A 16,646-nucleotide genomic window follows, 5' to 3' on the forward strand; every position below is an offset into this window, starting at 1 on the left:
TCCTCCCCGCTTACCCGAAGTACCGCTCGATCAACGTGCGGTCGCTGGGGCAAGTCTTTGCCGTGTTCTGGATCAGGGAAGTCTCCCCGCCTTTTCCAGCGACTACTATTATATCATCAGTTTGCGCGCCGTCGAGTACAAATTTTATTGCTTCCGCCCGGTCGCGGATGATTTTCTCAGAGCCGTCGCAGCCCGCGGCAATCTGCGCCAGAATTCGATCTGGATCCTCGGTGCGCGGATTGTCGTCGCACAACACAACCTGATCGGCATAGGTGCAGGCGATCCGGCCCATCAGCGGGCGTTTATCCGCCTCCCGGTCCCCGCCGCAGCCAAACACCACGCTTAAACGGGTATGCCGCCCATCCGCCACCTTACGCCAGTGCTTCAGCATCGCTTCCAGTGCGCTGGCGGTGTGCGCGTAGTCGACGACGGCCAGCACCGGCTGATGGTATACGATTTCCATCCGGCCTTCCGGCAACGCCGCATGACGCGCGAACTCCAGCATCGCTGCCCAGGGGATATCCAGCGCGAACCCGCAGGCCAGTGCGGCTGCCAAATTCCCTTCATTAAAGATTCCGGCCAGCGGCGCTTCGACGCGGTGGCCGTTGAGATCAAACGTGATCGAATCCAGCGTTTCCGCGACCGGATGAATCCGGAAATTGACGCTGTCCCGGCCATAGGTAAACACCGGCCGGTGCAGCTGACTCAGCCAGCGCTGCGTCACCGGGTCGTCCTGATTCAAAATCGCCGTGCCTTTCTCTTTCAGCTTCTCAAACAACATGAATTTCGCCCGCTGATACGCTTTTAATGTCTTGTGATAATCCAAATGATCCTGTTTCAGATTTGTCAGCACAGCCAGATCGAACAACAGCCCGTCGACCCGGTGCATCGCCAGCGCCTGGGAGCTGACCTCCATGATCACGGTACCAATCCCCCGTCTCACCGCTTCGTCCAGCAAGCGCGTTAACGTCAGCGGATCGGGCGTCGTATTCGGACTGAAGCGAATTTCATCGCCGATCACAATCCGCCCGGTGCCGATCAGACAACAGCGCCGTCCGGCGCCGCTTAACATGTCGTAAAGCAGCTGGGTAACCGTGCTTTTGCCATTGGTGCCGGTCACGCCGATCATCGTCAGCTTCAGCGCCGGATAATCGTAATATGCCTGCAGCAGCAGCGGATAGACTGCACGCGGATCGGGATGCACGATCGTCCGTTCCCCCGGCTGATCGCTGAGCACGTACCCCCCGCGCGAGCGCACCGCGTCAGCCCATTGCCGCCCGTCCGCGCGGTCGCCGCGCAGCGCGACAAACAACCCACCGCGGCCGATTTCCTGCGCCCGGTCACTGAGTGCGGTCAGCTCCGTCGTGTCTTCCGTTTCAATGCCAATCACCCGCAGCAGCTCATTCAGCCGACGCCGCCGGGCAGTAGAGCCAGACTGTGCCTTGTTCATCAATTTTCACCCCCGGACTTGGCAGCTGGTCGACGACGACGTCGCCCTCGCCGATCTTGACCAGCTTCAGATTTTCGTTTTTCACCTTTTTGTATTCCTTGCCGATATAATCGCCGACCTCGATGGTCACCGGATCGGTCCACAGCTTGATCTTCGCCATCTGATCGTCGGTTCGCCTGACCTCATAGAGCGTCAGCACATCTTCCAGCACATTGCGCACGATCGGGGAAACGACGGTGCCGCCGTACTGAATGTTGGACTTTGGCGCATCGAGCGCGATATACACGACGATCTGCGGATCGTCGATCGGAGCCGCGGCGATCGTCGACAGAATGTATTCGCCGCTCATATACGCGCCGTCCTTCGCCTTCTGGGCCGTGCCGGTCTTGCCGCCGATCTTGTAGCCGTCGATATACGCGCCCTTCGCTCCGCCTAACGCCACGACGCTTTCCAGCGCGTAGCGCATCTTGAAGCTGGTGTCCTCGCTGATGACCTGGCGTACGGCGTTGGGCTTCACCTCGACGATCGGATCCTTGGTTGTCGGATGCAGGATCGCCTTGGTGATATACGGCTGGTACAGCGTCCCGCCGTTGACGATCGCGCAGAAGGCCGTGACCAGCTGAATCGCCGTGACGGAAATGCCCTGGCCGAAACCCGTCGTTGACTGTTCCAGCAACCCCCAGTCGTCGGTATTGAACAGGATGCCCTTGGCTTCGCCCGGCAGATCGACGCCGGTTTTCTGACCGAAGCCGAAGGCGTCAAGATATTTACTCAGATTGTCGCCGCCCAGCATCTGCGCGATGTGCACGAAGCAGGGATTGGACGAATTCTGCAGGCATTGCATATAGGTCTGCTGACCATGACCGCCGGCTTTCCACGACTTTAAGCGCGCACCTTCGACAATCTCATAACCGCGGTCGTAATAACCGTCGTGTTCCATATCGAACAGTCCTTCCTCCAGCCCCGCGGAAAACGTCACCGTTTTAAACGTCGAACCCGGTTCATAGCTCATCCAGACCGGCAGGTTGCGGTTGTAGACGGATTCGTCGTAGTCCTGGTAATGATTGGGATCAAAGTCCGGCTTCGACACCATCGCCAGAATTTCGCCGGTGTTGGGGTTCATCGCCAGCCCCCAGGCAGAATCCGGGTTGTAGCGTTCCATTGCGTTGTTCAGCTCGCGCTCCAGAATACTTTGAATCCGCGTGTCGATTGTCAGCATGACGTCCATCCCCTGACCCGGGGCTTCATAGCGCTCGGAATAGATTTTCACCGGATGCCCCTTCGCGTCGAATGGAATTTTCATACTTCCCTTATTCGCTTTTAAAATTTCCTCATATTGCAGCTCCAGTCCGGCCAGCCCCTGATTGTCCACGCCGGTAAAGCCGAGCACCTGCGCCAGGTAGGCGCCGTTGGGATAATAGCGCAGCGAGTCCTGCACCAGATACACGCCGGTCAGATCCAGATGGTCGATCGCCTTGGCCTGTTCGTTGGAAATCAGCCGGCCGTAAGGGACGATCCGCTGGGTCGAAACCTTGCGGGTGATCTGCTTGTAGATGTTCTCTTTTTCCGTTTCCAGAATGTCCGCCAGCTGCTGGGCGGTGCTGTCGGGATCGGTGATCTGAGCCGGAACAACCATGACCGACGTCGAAGGAATATCCGTCGCCAGCACTTCGCCGTTGATGTCCAGAACATTCCCGCGCAGCCCGGACACTGGGAAATCCCGCTCCCATAAATCCTGCGCTTTGGAAAACAGCGTTTCCCGATCCAGAATCTGAACGTAAGCCAGCTTGCCGATGATCAAGGCAAAAATGACCGTGCCGCCGATCACGATTTTGTTGATGCGTTTTTTTATCCGCGTGCTCAGCATCCGATCACCTCTGTTTCATCCTATGAAAAAAGACCCGCGCTCATGCGGATCTTTCTTTGTTTGCAAAGGATGAAACGTCTATTCCTGCAGCACGACCTCGATTGCCGTCTGCTTGTTGACCAGCGTCCCCGGCGGAATATTCTGGGAAACGACCTTGCCGTAGCCTTCGATCTTGACCGGCAGACCGCTGGCCTTCCAGAAGCCGCTGACCTCCTTGCGCGTCCAGCCGTTCATGTCGGGCATCGTGATCTGATAGGTGTCCGTCAGCAGGAAAACCTTCTGGCGCGTCACCACCATCTCGCCGGCCTGCGGGAACTGATCGATGATCTCCTCGCCTCCGCCCAAGACGATCACATCGCATTCGCTGTCGGCCAGCTTGTTCTGCGCGTAGGTTAACGTGTGATTGATCAGCGAGGGCATCGTGGATTCATGAATCGGTACGATTTCCGCCGACGGCGCACCCGGCTCGCTGACGTCCTGCTGCCCGGCAAAATTGTAGGTCATCGCGACCTTGCGCAGCACCGATTTGATCGCGTCGGATTTGACGTGCGCGTTCTTATCATAATCGGCCTGGAACGCATAATACACCAAGACCTTCGGATCCTCCGCCGGCATCGCCGCCATCAGCGAAACGATCGTCTTGCCCGTGCTGTAGCCGCCCCCGCCGACCGCTGCCAGCTGGGTGGTTCCGGTCTTGGCGATGATCGTCGTTTCCGGAATCTGATAGAACCGGGCGGTGCCGTCCTCGCGGTTGGCTGTGTCGTACATCAGCTGCTGGACCTGCTTGGAGGTTTCGACGCTGATCGGATTGCCGACAACCTGCGTCTGGCCCTGATACAACACATTCTGATCGTCATAAGAGGAACGCACCTGATCGATGACGTACGGCTTGACCATCGTGCCGTCGTTGAAAATTGCGGAATAGGCCTGGATCATCTGCAGCATCGTGACGGTCGAGCCCTGCCCGTAGGTCAGCGCCAGCTTGTCCGCCGGCCAGGTAAAATTCTTCACGCCGGTGCTTTCCGCAATGCCGTCGGTATCGACCAGCTTGAAAAAACCGAAACGGTCGAGATACTCCTCATAGACCGACGGTTCAATTAAATTCGTAATGATGCTCGCAGTCACGACGTTGGACGAATAGACTAAGCCCAGATCGTAAGGGATCATGCCCCAGCTTTTGCCCGACGCATTGCCGATGCAGCCGATCTTGCGGGAATCACCTTGGGAAACGCGGTACGGCTTCCGGTTGGCCGCCGCGTAACAAAACTTCGAGCTGTCCACCAGTACGCTGCCGTCATACGCTCCGCTGTCGATCGCCGCGGCATACGTGAAAACCTTCATCGTCGAGCCCGGTTCGTAAGGCATCTGCGATACATAATTGACGTAATCATCAATATTCATCGTGTTCGGATCAAACGACGGCGACTGGCCCCATGCCAGGATCTTGCCGGTTTCGACTTCCATGACCGAACCCCATACCTTTTCCGGGTTAAACTCGGCCTGCGTCTGCATGAACGCCGTTTCCAACGCTTCCTGAATCCCCTGATCCAGCGTTAAAATCACGTCGTTGCCATTGACGGCGCTCTTTTCTTCCATCTTCATGCCCGGCAGAATGTTGCCGTTTTTGTCTGCCTGATAGCGTTTATAGCCATCCTCACCGCTCAGCGCGGCATTCATATATTGTTCGATGCCCATCCGGCCGCTGACTTCCCCGTCGTCGTCCGCCTGCGCGAAGCCGATCAGATAGGAAGCAAACGTGCCTAACGGATAGGACCGCTTTGTCGTCTGCACAAATTCGATCCCGTTGAGATCCAGCGCTTCGATCGCTTCCTTGGTTTCCCGCGGCAGATTGCGCCCTTTGCTGCCAAGCTCCACCTGTTTGGCGCTCTTGGTCAGATAGCCGTAAAGCGTCGATTCCTCCATACCTAAAATCGGCGCCAGCGCACGCGCCGTGGCCAGCGGATCGTCGACATAAGCGATCTCACCCTTGCGGCTCTGACGGTCCTTATCCAGAATAGCGATGATGTTGTAGGTCACGTTGTCCTGCGCGATGATCGTTCCGTTGCGGTCTAAAATATATCCCCTTCGGGCCTGCTGAACCGTCCTGTGCACGTTGCTGGCGGAAACATAATCGGTCAGATCCGTTCCGCTGCGGGCGTGGACCTTCACGACGGCCACTAAAAAAACATTCGCCGTGACCAAAGTGCTGATCAACAGAATCGTCGCCAGGATCAGCAGGATCATGCGATTGCTTTGCCGCATGAGAATTACTCTCCAGTTTTGGCGATTGTCACAATATTCCCCTGATTTTGTGTCATGCCGTCCTCGGCCGCAATGCCGGTGACGCGGTCGCGCGTGCTCAAGCTCTGGACTTCAATCTTTAACGCGTCGTTCTCAGTCTGCAGTGCCGCGATGTCGCGGGATACGCTCTGCTGACGCGCGCTCAATGAGTTATTGTAAGTTCTTAAGAATAATGAAGAAGAAACATAACAAACTGAGGCGAAAAAAAGCAGCACTGCAGCCAATCCTTCTAACCTTAGCTTCTTCTTCTTTTTCACTAACTTAGCCATGATTCTAATCCCCTATCCTTTCTAATACGCGTAATTTCGCGGAATGTGAACGATTGTTTTCCGCAAGCTCCTCCTCGCCTGGCAAAATCGGCTTGCGGCTGACCAGACGGAAGTCCGGCTGCCGGATCTGACTTGGCAGCAAGGGAATCCGCGGGTCGGTTTTTTCAACGCTGGACGCCTGACGGAAGGTTTCCTTCACGATCCTGTCCTCCAGCGAATGAAAGGTGATGACGGCGATCCGGCCGCCCGGTTTGACTAACGACATCGCCGCCCGCAGGCCGGTTTCCAGCGATTCCAGTTCGCCGTTGACGGCGATCCGCAAAGCCTGAAACGTCTGCTTGGCCGGATGTCCCTTCTTATTGAGCACTTTCGCCGGCAGCGCCTTTTTGATCACGTCGACCAACTCGAAAGTCGTGTCGATCGGATGCAGGGCACGGGCCCGCACGATCTGCCGGGCGATCGGACGGGAATAGCTTTCCTCGCCGTATTTCCACAGCAGCGCGCTCAGTTCTTTTTCATCAAGTTCGTTGACCAGATTCCAGGCCGAGCGCGGCTGACTCTGATCCATGCGCATATCCAGACGGGCGTCGTAGCGGTAGCTGAATCCCCGTTCGCCGTCGTCAAACTGCGGCGAGGAAACGCCCAGATCCATGACCACACCGTCGACACTCAGCACGCCCCGCGCGTTCAATTCCTCACGCATCTGCGCGAAATTGGCGCGGATCAGCGTCACGCGGTCGCTGACTTCGGCTAATCGCTGTGCGGATTCCGCCAGTGCCTGTTCGTCAAGGTCGAACGCGTAAAGATGACCGGTCTGCAAGCGGCGGGCAATTTCCAGACTGTGGCCGCCGCGGCCTAATGTGCCGTCAACATAAATACCGTCAGATTGGCAGTTCAGGGCGTCGATGGACTCCTGAAGCAATACACTGTAATGTCTTGTCATATAAGAAACTCCGTGAGCTGTTCGGCAACATCCTCAAACGAAGCACTGGCTTCGTCATAGTAGTTGTCCCAGCGTTCCTTGGCCCAGATTTCCACGTGATCGGCAACCCCGACCACGACGCATTCTTTTTCAATTCCGGACTCGGTGATCAAAGCGGCGGGAAGCAGAATTCGTCCCTGGCTGTCCAGTTCGCATTCCGACGCTTTCGACGTCAGCATGTGAATGTACATCCGGGTTTCCCGCTTGGTGGAAGGCAGCCGTTTCAGCTGCTCGAACACGGCGTCCCACTGCGCCATTGTATAGGTGCGCAGACAGCCGTCCAAACCGCGGGTAACAACGAAGCGATTGCCAAGCTCATCGCGAAAGCGGGCAGGAATGATCATTCTGCCCTTGGCGTCAATGTTGTGCCGATATTCGCCCATGAACATGATCAATCACCCACAATCTACCACTTTATGCCACTTCATACCACAATTATAACACCGTCCCCGCAAATGCCAAGAATTTATTTTAATAAAACGTCATTAAGTCGTCATAATTTGTTAACCAATTTTTACCATTTGGCTTAAACACAGGCTTTTTGTCGAAATGTGTCAGAATAAATCAAGTCCTGTTTCTTAATTTAATTGAATTATTTTCAACTTATCTACAAGAATAAAAAAAGACACCGGAAACCTTTTCCGATATCTTCTTTTTGTTTTATTTGCCGTTGTAGGAACCGCAGGAGCAAACGCGATGCGGCAGCTTGTATTCTCCGCAAGCCGGGCATTTAACCAGCGTCGGAGCCGTCAGCTTGAAATGCGTTCTGCGTTTTGCCTTTCTTGTCTTCGAATTTCTTCTCTGTTGTACAGCCATGTGTCAGCACCTCCTAATCATCAAACTTGAATTCTTTCAGTTTCGCTAAACGAGGGTCAATTTCTTGTTTCTTCTGCCGGTTGTAATCTTCTTCCCTGATGACTTCCCAGCCTTCTCCCTTGGGATAGGAAATTCCGCTTTTAACAACCTTGAGCGGGACTTCGGCCAGGATCAGCTGAAAGACGACCGGGTAGAGTTCAAGTACATCCTTCTTCAGAACATGAACCTCATCTTCCTCGCACGGAAGGAAAGAGAACACTTCGTGAGAAGAAGTCTCAAACGGCACGATGACGTCTTCCAACGACACCGCGCAGGGAACCACCATATCACCCGTGACCTTGAGATCTGCCTCGAAACGCTGCCGCGACGGATCGTAATGTCCGCTGCCGGTCACCGTCACGTTTTTCAAATCCCGCAGGCGGTCACTCGCCAAACTTTCCGGATCAAACGTCACAGCCTCGTTAATTGTGAGTTCTTGATTCCCTTGATTGATCAGTTCAGTTTTAGACCATTTCACGCGCAGTTCACCCTATTTCGTTAACAGCCTTTATTATATGTAAAAACCCAGCTAAAGTCAATGATAACTTTTAAAGCTTAACACCGGGGTTTTTCGCAGGTTGGAAAACGTTGGACAGCGGAAATGAAAGCAGAAATTTACAGCTTACTGACCGACTTGTTCTCCCTGCCGCAGATCGGCGCAGCCGGGGATCTTGCGGGCTGACCAGTCAAGGATCTCCGCAACGACCTGATCCTTTTCTTTTTCGTTGAGCAGCTCATGACGCAGACTCTTGAACACCCGCATTTCGATGTCATCATAGCCGGCTTCCCGCAGCGTTGCCGCTGAGCTTTCCAGTCCCTTGCGGCCGCCGGTCACCGGATCATCCCCGCCGGCGATAAACAGAATCGGCAGCTTCGGGTTCTTGAGATTCCAGCGCATCAGATCGTGCATATCCTGAATCCCGTAAAACATATCGTCAAACGCCGAAGCGGTAAACCGGAATCCGCACAGCGGATCGGCGATGTACGCGTCGACATTGTCCGGGTTCTTGCTCAGCCAGTCTAACGGCGTGCGCGGATTGGGGATCTGCTTGTTGAAGGAGCCCTGCACCAGCTGATCGAGCAGCTTGCTGCGGTAATGATCACCCTTGAGCGCCATGATCGTCTTGGCCATAACCCGGCCGGCCGAGGCGGCCGGGTTGTAATTCGGCGCGCCGCACAGGATCAGTCCGTTCAGCAGCGCGTCGTAGCGTTTGACAAAGCTGCGGGCCATGATCGAACCCATGCTGTGACCGAACAGGATTACCGGCACATCCGGATATTCCTGCTTCACCTGAATCATCAGCTCATACAGATCGTTGACGCATTTCTGCCAACCCTTATGCTTGTTGAAATAACCCAGCTCCTCAGGACTGGCAGCGGATCCGCCATGACCGCGGTGATCGCTGGTCACCACCACAAAGCCCAGTTTAGCCAGATTCTGTGCGAATTCCGCATACCGCAGCCGGTGTTCCGCCATCCCGTGCGAAATCTGGAAGATTGCCCGCGGCTGCCCATCAGGGCGGTATATCGTTGTCGCTATTTTTTGTTTTTCATCCATTATTTTTGTTTCACCTCGGATTCCTAGTTTATTATAGCATAGCGTTTCTCCGGTTTGTGAGCATTTCACGAATGTTTATGATATCATAAGGGGCGACAGTGCAAAACACCGCTGTCTGCCTTCCCATAAGGAAGGGTTGGAAAGTTCTGGAGGTTGTCTATGAAAGCTTGCGGCATTATCGTGGAATACAATCCGTTTCATAACGGTCATCTTTATCATATAGAACAAGCCCGTGCGATCACCGGCTGCGACGTGCTGATCGCGGTGATGTCGGGGAATTTCGTCCAGCGCGGGGAGCCGGCAATTCTGGACAAATGGAAACGGGCGGCGGCGGCGCTGGCGCAGGGCTGCGATTTGATCATCGAGCTGCCCTACCCCTGGGTCACGCAAAGCGCTTCGCATTTTGCCGAAGGCGCGGTGACATTATTAAAACTGGCGCAGGTTTCTTCCCTGGTCTTCGGCTCGGAAAGCAACAACCTGCAGGAGCTGAAGGAAATCGCGTCGATGCCGATCAATCCGGATCATCTGAAGGAGTCGTTGGCCGCCGGACTGGCCTTTCCCAAGGCATATGGTTTATGGGCCAGGGAGATGCTGCCCAACGATATCCTGGGCGTGGCCTATCTGAAGCAGCTGCAGGACAGCCCGATCACGCCCTATACGATCCAGCGTACCGTCGGCTATCATGAAACAGCGCTGCAGGGTCCGGTGGCCAGCGCCAAGGCAATCCGGCTGGCCGCTGAACAGGAATGCTTCTGCGATGAACAGACGCCGATGGCTTCCGCGCTGAAGACCGGTCCCCGGGTCTGTCTGGCGCAGTTCTATCCTTATTTAAGAACGATGTTGATCACGATGCCGGTTCACGTGCTGCAAACGTACTTCCTGTTTTCCGAAGGGATTGAAGTTCATCTGGCTCATTGTGCAGAAATTTCGCCGAATTGGGACAGCTTCATCGCTGCGGCCGTGAACCGACGCTATACCCGATCGCGGATTCAGCGCACCTGTCTGCAGCTGCTGTGCCAGATTCATTGGGATGAGGTCCGCAGCCTGCCGCCGCTGGATACGCTGCGTCCGCTGGCGTTCAACGAAACCGGAAGACAGTATTTAAAACAGCTGCGTCAACAGGAAGTTCGCATCGCCTCCCGTTTTGCGGCCGTTCCCGAGCCTTACCGCCGGCTGGAATACCGTTCGACACAGCTGTACGCCTCAATGATGGCGGAATCCGCCCGGATCGCATTGTTAAAAAAAGAAATCGGCGGACCGATCATCCTGTAAAATAAGGATCATGACATCATCCTCATTAAATTACCATAAAAAAAGCTGGCAACAGTAGACCTATTTTTAAGCTTACTGCCGCCAGCTTTTTGCCGTCAGAAATTCGATGCCGATCAAAACTGAGTAAGAATCGTTCAATGCCGCTTTCTGATCACTCATTTCACTACTTTTTTTATCGCAATCTTCGTCGAAATTGATATACCGTCCTATGCAATTACAAAACAGGGCCAACACTTTATTGTTAAAGAATTTTTTATAGATCCGGGTCCCGCTTGACTGCGGCTAATGCAAATTTTAATCATATCGGTTGATCCTTCCCGGGCATAAAATTCATAAAACGGCGAACATAAGTTTTCAAGCTATAAGTGATAAATACAGCCTCCCCTTATCAAGAAAGCAATCCTTGATCTTCAACAGAGAGAAAAGTCCGTGTCTCCATTCGAATATAGAGATACTGATTATCTGTTTATAATGCTTGGACATAAGAAAAATACACTCTTTTTTTACAGTGGATTAAAGCAATAAACCGGTTCTTACTAAATTTAGGGTAGGCTTAGAATTTCTATACAAAAAAGGAGGCTGTACAAAGCAAGATTTCAGGCTTTGTGCTACCTATTCTTTTTATCTTTACCCAAGTTCGAGGAAAAACCAATAAATCTTCCTGCCTTTTTTTATTTCAACTTATTTCAGCTTTTCAAGATCCTCCTTGATCTTAGTCGTAGAGATTCCTTCGGTGCGCGGCAGATAAACAACCTCGCAATATGCTTTCAGCTCGTCGAACTTCCCTTCCCAATCATCGCCCATAACAAACACGTCAGCGTGATATTCCTGGATATCCTTTGCCTTCTGTCCCCATTCGTTTTCCGGAATCACCAGATCGACATAGCGGATCGCCTCCAGCATCATCTTACGTTCTTCATAGCTGTGATAAGCTTTTTTTCCTTTGATCGCGTTGAACTCGTCGGTCGACAGTCCGACGATCAGATAATCTCCCAGCTGTTTCGCGCGCTTTAATAAACGGATATGTCCCCAATGCAGAAGATCATAGGTTCCGTAAGTCAGTATTCGTTTCATAATTCATTCCTTTCCTCGCTTTCCATTATATCAAAAATCGATCTTTGCGGGTATCGTTCTGTGAATTCGCAATTATTTTCAGGCTTTTTTTCAAACAACTTTGTGAATTTATTTAACTATTTAACATTTTCATTGTTTCTTTCATCATCACGATTTACGATTATAGTAAAGGAGGAATCTTCATGAATGTCTTAAAAGAGAAAGTGGCTTTGATCACCGGCTGCAGCGGAGGAATCGGACGGGAAACGGCCATTCGCTTCGCGGAAGAAGGCGCAAATTTGGCGATCTGCGCAAGAACCCAGTCCAAGCTTGAGGAAACAGCTGAAATCTGCCGTAAGAAAGGCGCGGAGGTTCTGGCTGTCGTCTGTGACATTACCGATCGGGCACAGCTTGAAAATCTGGTCAAGCAAACCGCCGACCGCTTTGGACGAATCGATATTCTGATCAACAACGCGGTAGACGCAAAACCGGGCATTCCATTTTTGCAGCAGACGGAAGCCGATCTGATGACGGTATTCAAAAGCGGCTATCTGGCGACATGGCGGCTGATGCAGCTGTGCTATCCTTATTTGAAAGAATCCCATGGCAAGATCATCAACTTTGCTTCCCCGGCCGGCTTGACCGGTACAGAAGGCTACGCAGCGTACGCTTCGGTCAAAGAAGCGATCCGCGGTCTGTCAAAAGTTGCGGCCCGCGAGTGGGGCAAAGATGGGATTAACATCAACTGCATCAGTCCGACGGCGATCACTCCGAAAATGCAGGCGATCATTGATTCGTTTCCGGAAGGTCAGCGTAAACCAGAAACCCTGGGCTTTACGGTTCCGGCTATCGGTCGGATTGGCACGGCCTATGCTGATTTAACTCCGGTTCTCGTTTTCTTAGCCAGCGATGCCTCCGGCTATATCACCGGTCAGACAATCCGCGCCGACGGCGGCGGCACGATTTTCTAAGCCGCTGGCAGCTTCCTGTTTTCAAAAAAAAAACGGTACAATCGAAGCCATCCCCAGTTTGATCCAACACGTCAGACGGGCTTCAAAATTTACCGTTTTTTTTACTTATTCAGCTTCGACGTTATGATAAACCTTCTGTACGTCGTCGCAATCGTCCAGCATCGTCAACAGACGATTCCAGGATTCCTTGTCTTCTTCACTCTCCAGCTTGACATATTCCTGCGGCAGCATCGTGATTTCGCAGGCGTCATATTCAACCTCCGGAATCAGGGCGTCGATCGCTTCCTTCGCTTTGTGGAAATCCGTCGGATCGACCGTCACGGTCATGGTGCCGTCTTCACATTCAATGTCGATGACATTGACTTCCGCCATGATCAGCGCATCCAGCATGCCTTCTTCATCTTCATACGGGAAGTTGAACAGACCGACGTTGTCGTAGCTGTGCGAGACGCAGCCCGCAACACCCATCTTGCAATGCGCCTTGTTGAAGCAGGTCTTAACCGCGCTGACGCTGCGGTTGGTGTTGTCGGTCAGACAGTCGATAATGATTGTCGCCGCGCCCGGGCCGAAACCTTCGTAACGGCAGGAATCGTAGTTTTCGCCAGTGCCGCCCTTCGCTTTTTCAATCGCTCTTTTAATGACGTCGGCAGGTACCTGATTCGCCTTCGCTTCGGCAATTTTCCGTTTCAGGCCCAGATTCATCTCCGGATCCGGAACGCCCGCTTTCGCTGCGATCAACAGTTCTTTGCCGTAACGGGAGTATAATTTTGACTTCGCTGCGGCTGTTTTGGCCATCGCCGCCGCACGGACCTCATGTGCACGTCCCATAGTTAATAACCACCTTCCAAAATTGACTTTATCATTATATCAAAGCACACTGTAAAAATCACGAAGAAATTTGTAAAACAGGCTTAAAAGCGGTGAATTTCCGCTTCATCCATAAGAAACGGGATGCGCCCGATCTGAATCGCCGGTTTGTGATGGCCGTGGAAATCGCTGCCGCAGGTCATCCACAGCCCATGATCCAGCGCCATCTGCCGGTAACGGCGGGTCTGTTCCTCATTGTGATAGCTGCTGTAAACCTCCATGCCCCGCACGCCGCTGTCTAATAATCGTTCCAAAATTTCATCCTTGCCTTTGAAATTGGCGCCCGGATGGGCGACGACGGCTTCCCCGCCGGTAGCGTGAATCAGGTCGATGATTTTCGCCGCCGTCTTCTTGCTTCCTGCGGTATAGCCCGGCTTGCCCTGGGAGAAGAAATCCCAGAAAAAGTTCACATTCGGATTATCGCTGCGGCTGCCGCCCTTGCGGTAGGGATCCAGCCAGCGTAAACCGTCGTATTCCCTGTGGCTTAACAGGTATGCGCCGATATCCTCGGGCACAAGAATGTTGTCCTTGGCCACGGTCTTTAACAGCTCGTCCGGCAAATCCAGTTCCATCGCTTCGCAGAACTGATGCTTCGCTTTCCAGGTGTTTTCAACAGACTGATCGTAATAATAATGGAACAATTCATCATAACGCGGATCGGTGATATCAATTCCATAAGCCGTCATGTGGAAGCCCACGCCTTCAAATTCGCAGTCAATCTCAATGCCCGGAATGACGCGGATGCCTGCCGCTTCACCCAAGCGCGCCGCCTCGGCGACGCTGCCAACGTTGTTGTGATCGGTAATCGCCAGCGTCTTCACGCCGTTTTCCTGCGCCATGCGGATGATTTCCTCCGGTGTGTAGTCCGCGTCGGTGCTGACGATCGTATGGATATGATAATCCAGGGTACTCATAAAATTCCTCCTCTTACCTCTAGGTGAAGTATACCGTGAAACCGTTTTCCAAGCAACAAAAGAACCCGGAAATTTTCCGGGTTTTGATTTGAAGAGCGATGTATTTTCCTCTTTACTGGTACAAACTTGACGGATCCAACGCCGTTTCATTCTGAATCAGATAGAAATGTACATGTGGTCCGGTTGCCCGTCCGGTCATTCCCATGATACCGATCGTCTGTCCCTGCGCGACAGCGTCCCCTTCCGCAACCTGAATTTCGCCCAAGTGTCCGTAAAAGCTCTGAATTCCGTCGACATGATCAAGAATGATGTAATTGCCGTCGATCGAATTAAACCCGGTCGTGTTCACCGTTCCCGCCGCCGTTGCCAGAATCGGCGCCTGCTTGTTATCCGGATCGGTGATATCCAGCGCCTGATGATCAGCATAACAACCCCAGCGGCAGGTGATTTCAGGGTTTTCAACCGGCGAAATCGCCTGAATCCGGGCTACGGCGTCAGCGCCGCCCGCTACCGGATACGGCTGAAGAAGCTGGTCCGAAGTCAGTTTTACAAAGATCCGATCTGTTGGCATGAAGCAGGTCACGGATTCCGGGATTTCCCCGAATTCCAGCTGCGCCAGGGATTCTGCGCCCCGCTGCATATCGGTCAGCGTCAGCGTTTCGCCAGTCGGCGAAACCCATTCCTTAACCCGCACGATGACCGGCACCTCCATGCCCATTGATTCCAGCGCTTTCTTCGAGCCTTCGCACCAGACCTTGATTTCATGGGTGTCCGTCAATTCAACCGGCGCCGCTTCGTTTTGAATCAGCGTCCGCTTCATCGTCATTTCCCAGCCGGACTGAGCATCCGGTTTTACCATCATGCTGACGCTGACCCCGGCGCAAATCAGGACGATCCCGGCCGCAAGCAGCCACGGCGTTCGTTTTTTATTCACAATCCATCCCATCCTTTCTTTAAATCGTTTTTGTGTTCGCTTGCTATTGAGGCACTGCAACGCCCGCTCATCATGATCCGCGCTCAACGCCAGCAACAGGCGAGCGTAACCGATCCGGTCTGCCTGCGGTTTATCCTCCAGCAGTTTTTCGTCGATGAAGTATTCCAGATCCAGCCGCAGCTGATTCATCATCAGGCGCACTAACGGATTAAACCAGTATACGATCTCCAGCAGCTGAATGAATCCCAGAAACCATGGATGTCCGTATTTCACATGCAGGCATTCATGATCGAGCATCACTCTCCGCTGCGCTTCTGTTCGTTCTTTAAAATCTGCGCCCAAGACCAGCTGCGGCATCAAGTTGCCATAAATCGCGCAGCTGTGAAGGCTCGCGCTCTGCCGGACAGGAATCTGCAGGCAGCGATTAATCCGCATCTGACGCACTGCTTCTTCACCCAGCGCGGGAGAACAAGGCTGCAGACATAACCGTTTTTTCAATTTCACACGGGCGATCCCATTGACAGTCGTCATGACGACCATTCCCAATACCCAGAGCATCACCAGTCCCTCGCCCCAGGTCCAATTTTGCGGTATCGGCTTGTCCGGCGGCATTGAGAGCGCAGCTTGGGCTGGATGGATGATTATCGGCGCAGTTTCAATTTGTTCTACCGTTTCCGCGAATGAATCTGCCAACGGGATTGTCGTCAATTTCTGATACGGGCTGTGCTTTGACGTCAGCTGAACGGGAATTGCCAGCTGAATCAACAGCGGAACCCACAACAACAGCCGGGCGGTTGGTCCAAGCCTACGCAGACTCTTTTTTCTCAGCAGGAAGATCAAGATAATCAGCGGACTGATCATTAATGAGACTTCCAGAAGCTGCCGCAGACTATTTTTCAGCATCGCGGATCATTTCCTTCAATTCTTCTAGCTCATCGTCACTCAGCTGGACTTCTTCCATGAAGTTCAGCATCATCCGGCTCATCGAACCGTTGAACAGCTTATCAGCCAGACTTTTCTGTGTCTGCCGCGTATAATCCCGGCGGCTGATCGCTGGGCTGTATAAAATTTCACGTGCGCTGCGGTCGGCCGTCACCGCCTGTTTTTCCTCGCAGCGATGGATTAACGTACGAATCGTCTTGGCATTCCAGTCCTTTTGTTTGGAAACCTCCTCGACAATCTGATTCGCGGTCAAGGGTTCCCGCAGCCACAGAACTTTAAGTACCTCTAATTCGGCATCAGTGATTTTTTCGGCGTTCATCAACGTCCCTCCATTCAGATTACAACTGTAATACATTTATATATTACAGTTGTAATCTCATTCTGTCAAGCGAATTCATAAAAACGTCCGGC

The 16,646-nt window shown here is 53.1% G+C and carries 16 protein-coding genes; 2 read left to right on the forward strand and 14 right to left on the reverse strand.

Features of this window, described 5'->3' with window-relative positions; translation table 11 throughout:
• Positions 1-10 precede the first annotated feature (10 nt).
• The 9 genes from I2G61_RS10860 to I2G61_RS10900 all read right to left on the reverse strand — a co-directional run bounded on the left by I2G61_RS10860 (position 11) and on the right by I2G61_RS10900 (position 9,282).
• Positions 11-1,450 carry a UDP-N-acetylmuramoyl-L-alanyl-D-glutamate--2,6-diaminopimelate ligase gene (locus I2G61_RS10860; RefSeq protein ID WP_195548266.1) on the reverse strand — a complete coding sequence of 480 codons (1,440 nt, stop codon included), beginning with the start codon at positions 1,448-1,450 and terminating at the stop codon, positions 11-13.
• On the reverse strand, positions 1,401-3,317 hold the full coding sequence (locus I2G61_RS10865; RefSeq protein ID WP_195396677.1) for a penicillin-binding transpeptidase domain-containing protein: 1,917 nt from the start codon (positions 3,315-3,317) through the stop codon (positions 1,401-1,403). Before I2G61_RS10865 ends, I2G61_RS10860 begins: the two co-directional genes overlap by 50 nt.
• A 78-nt stretch (positions 3,318-3,395) precedes the next feature.
• Positions 3,396-5,579 carry a penicillin-binding protein gene (locus tag I2G61_RS10870; RefSeq protein ID WP_195548267.1) on the reverse strand — a complete coding sequence of 728 codons (2,184 nt, stop codon included), beginning with the start codon at positions 5,577-5,579 and terminating at the stop codon, positions 3,396-3,398.
• 5 nt (positions 5,580-5,584) lie between these two features.
• Entirely contained in the window at positions 5,585-5,887 is a 303-nt protein-coding gene (locus I2G61_RS10875; RefSeq protein ID WP_006058889.1) for a hypothetical protein, read from the reverse strand.
• A 4-nt stretch (positions 5,888-5,891) separates the two neighbouring features.
• A complete protein-coding gene (gene rsmH, locus I2G61_RS10880; RefSeq protein WP_195396681.1) occupies positions 5,892-6,830 on the reverse strand; it encodes a 16S rRNA (cytosine(1402)-N(4))-methyltransferase RsmH in 939 nt (312 codons plus the stop codon).
• Positions 6,827-7,258, reverse strand: coding sequence for a division/cell wall cluster transcriptional repressor MraZ (gene mraZ, locus I2G61_RS10885; RefSeq protein ID WP_072684150.1), 432 nt, complete (start codon positions 7,256-7,258; stop codon positions 6,827-6,829). The genes rsmH and mraZ overlap by 4 nt, the downstream gene beginning before the upstream one ends.
• A 271-nt stretch (positions 7,259-7,529) precedes the next feature.
• Positions 7,530-7,685, reverse strand: a complete 156-nt coding sequence (gene rpmF / locus I2G61_RS10890) for a 50S ribosomal protein L32 (protein ID WP_006058885.1) — start codon at positions 7,683-7,685, stop codon at positions 7,530-7,532.
• A gap of 13 nt (positions 7,686-7,698) precedes the next feature.
• Positions 7,699-8,202, reverse strand: a complete 504-nt coding sequence (locus I2G61_RS10895) for a DUF177 domain-containing protein (protein WP_072684149.1) — start codon at positions 8,200-8,202, stop codon at positions 7,699-7,701.
• Between the two features lie 144 nt (positions 8,203-8,346).
• Positions 8,347-9,282, reverse strand: a complete 936-nt coding sequence (locus I2G61_RS10900; RefSeq protein WP_072684148.1) for an alpha/beta hydrolase — start codon at positions 9,280-9,282, stop codon at positions 8,347-8,349.
• A 159-nt stretch (positions 9,283-9,441) separates the two neighbouring features.
• On the opposite strand from I2G61_RS10900, the gene I2G61_RS10905 reads away from it, so the two are divergent.
• Positions 9,442-10,554 carry a nucleotidyltransferase family protein gene (locus I2G61_RS10905; protein ID WP_072684147.1) on the forward strand — a complete coding sequence of 371 codons (1,113 nt, stop codon included), beginning with the start codon at positions 9,442-9,444 and terminating at the stop codon, positions 10,552-10,554.
• A gap of 681 nt (positions 10,555-11,235) precedes the next feature.
• Here I2G61_RS10905 and tagD read toward each other — a convergent pair.
• Positions 11,236-11,628, reverse strand: a complete 393-nt coding sequence (tagD, locus tag I2G61_RS10910) for a glycerol-3-phosphate cytidylyltransferase (RefSeq protein ID WP_020223869.1) — start codon at positions 11,626-11,628, stop codon at positions 11,236-11,238.
• Between the two features lie 182 nt (positions 11,629-11,810).
• Here tagD and I2G61_RS10915 point away from each other — a divergent pair, with 182 nt between their 5' ends.
• Entirely contained in the window at positions 11,811-12,578 is a 768-nt protein-coding gene (locus tag I2G61_RS10915) for an SDR family NAD(P)-dependent oxidoreductase (protein WP_072684146.1), read from the forward strand.
• 105 nt (positions 12,579-12,683) lie between these two features.
• On the opposite strand, the gene I2G61_RS10920 is transcribed toward I2G61_RS10915, so the two are convergent.
• From I2G61_RS10920 to I2G61_RS10935, 4 genes are all read right to left on the reverse strand, one after another.
• Positions 12,684-13,406, reverse strand: coding sequence for a YebC/PmpR family DNA-binding transcriptional regulator (locus tag I2G61_RS10920; protein ID WP_072684145.1), 723 nt, complete (start codon positions 13,404-13,406; stop codon positions 12,684-12,686).
• Between the two features lie 83 nt (positions 13,407-13,489).
• Entirely contained in the window at positions 13,490-14,359 is an 870-nt protein-coding gene (locus tag I2G61_RS10925; protein ID WP_195396683.1) for a PHP domain-containing protein, read from the reverse strand.
• 112 nt (positions 14,360-14,471) lie between these two features.
• Positions 14,472-16,196: a M56 family metallopeptidase gene (locus I2G61_RS10930; RefSeq protein ID WP_072684143.1), complete on the reverse strand. Its 1,725-nt coding sequence runs from the start codon at positions 16,194-16,196 to the stop codon at positions 14,472-14,474.
• Positions 16,183-16,554, reverse strand: coding sequence for a BlaI/MecI/CopY family transcriptional regulator (locus I2G61_RS10935; protein WP_072684142.1), 372 nt, complete (start codon positions 16,552-16,554; stop codon positions 16,183-16,185). Before I2G61_RS10935 ends, I2G61_RS10930 begins: the two co-directional genes overlap by 14 nt.
• Positions 16,555-16,646 lie beyond the last annotated feature (92 nt).

Origin of the sequence: Holdemania sp. 1001095H_141210_F2 (assembly GCF_015558105.1) — a bacterium.
GTDB lineage: Bacteria > Bacillota_I > Bacilli_A > Erysipelotrichales > Erysipelotrichaceae > Holdemania.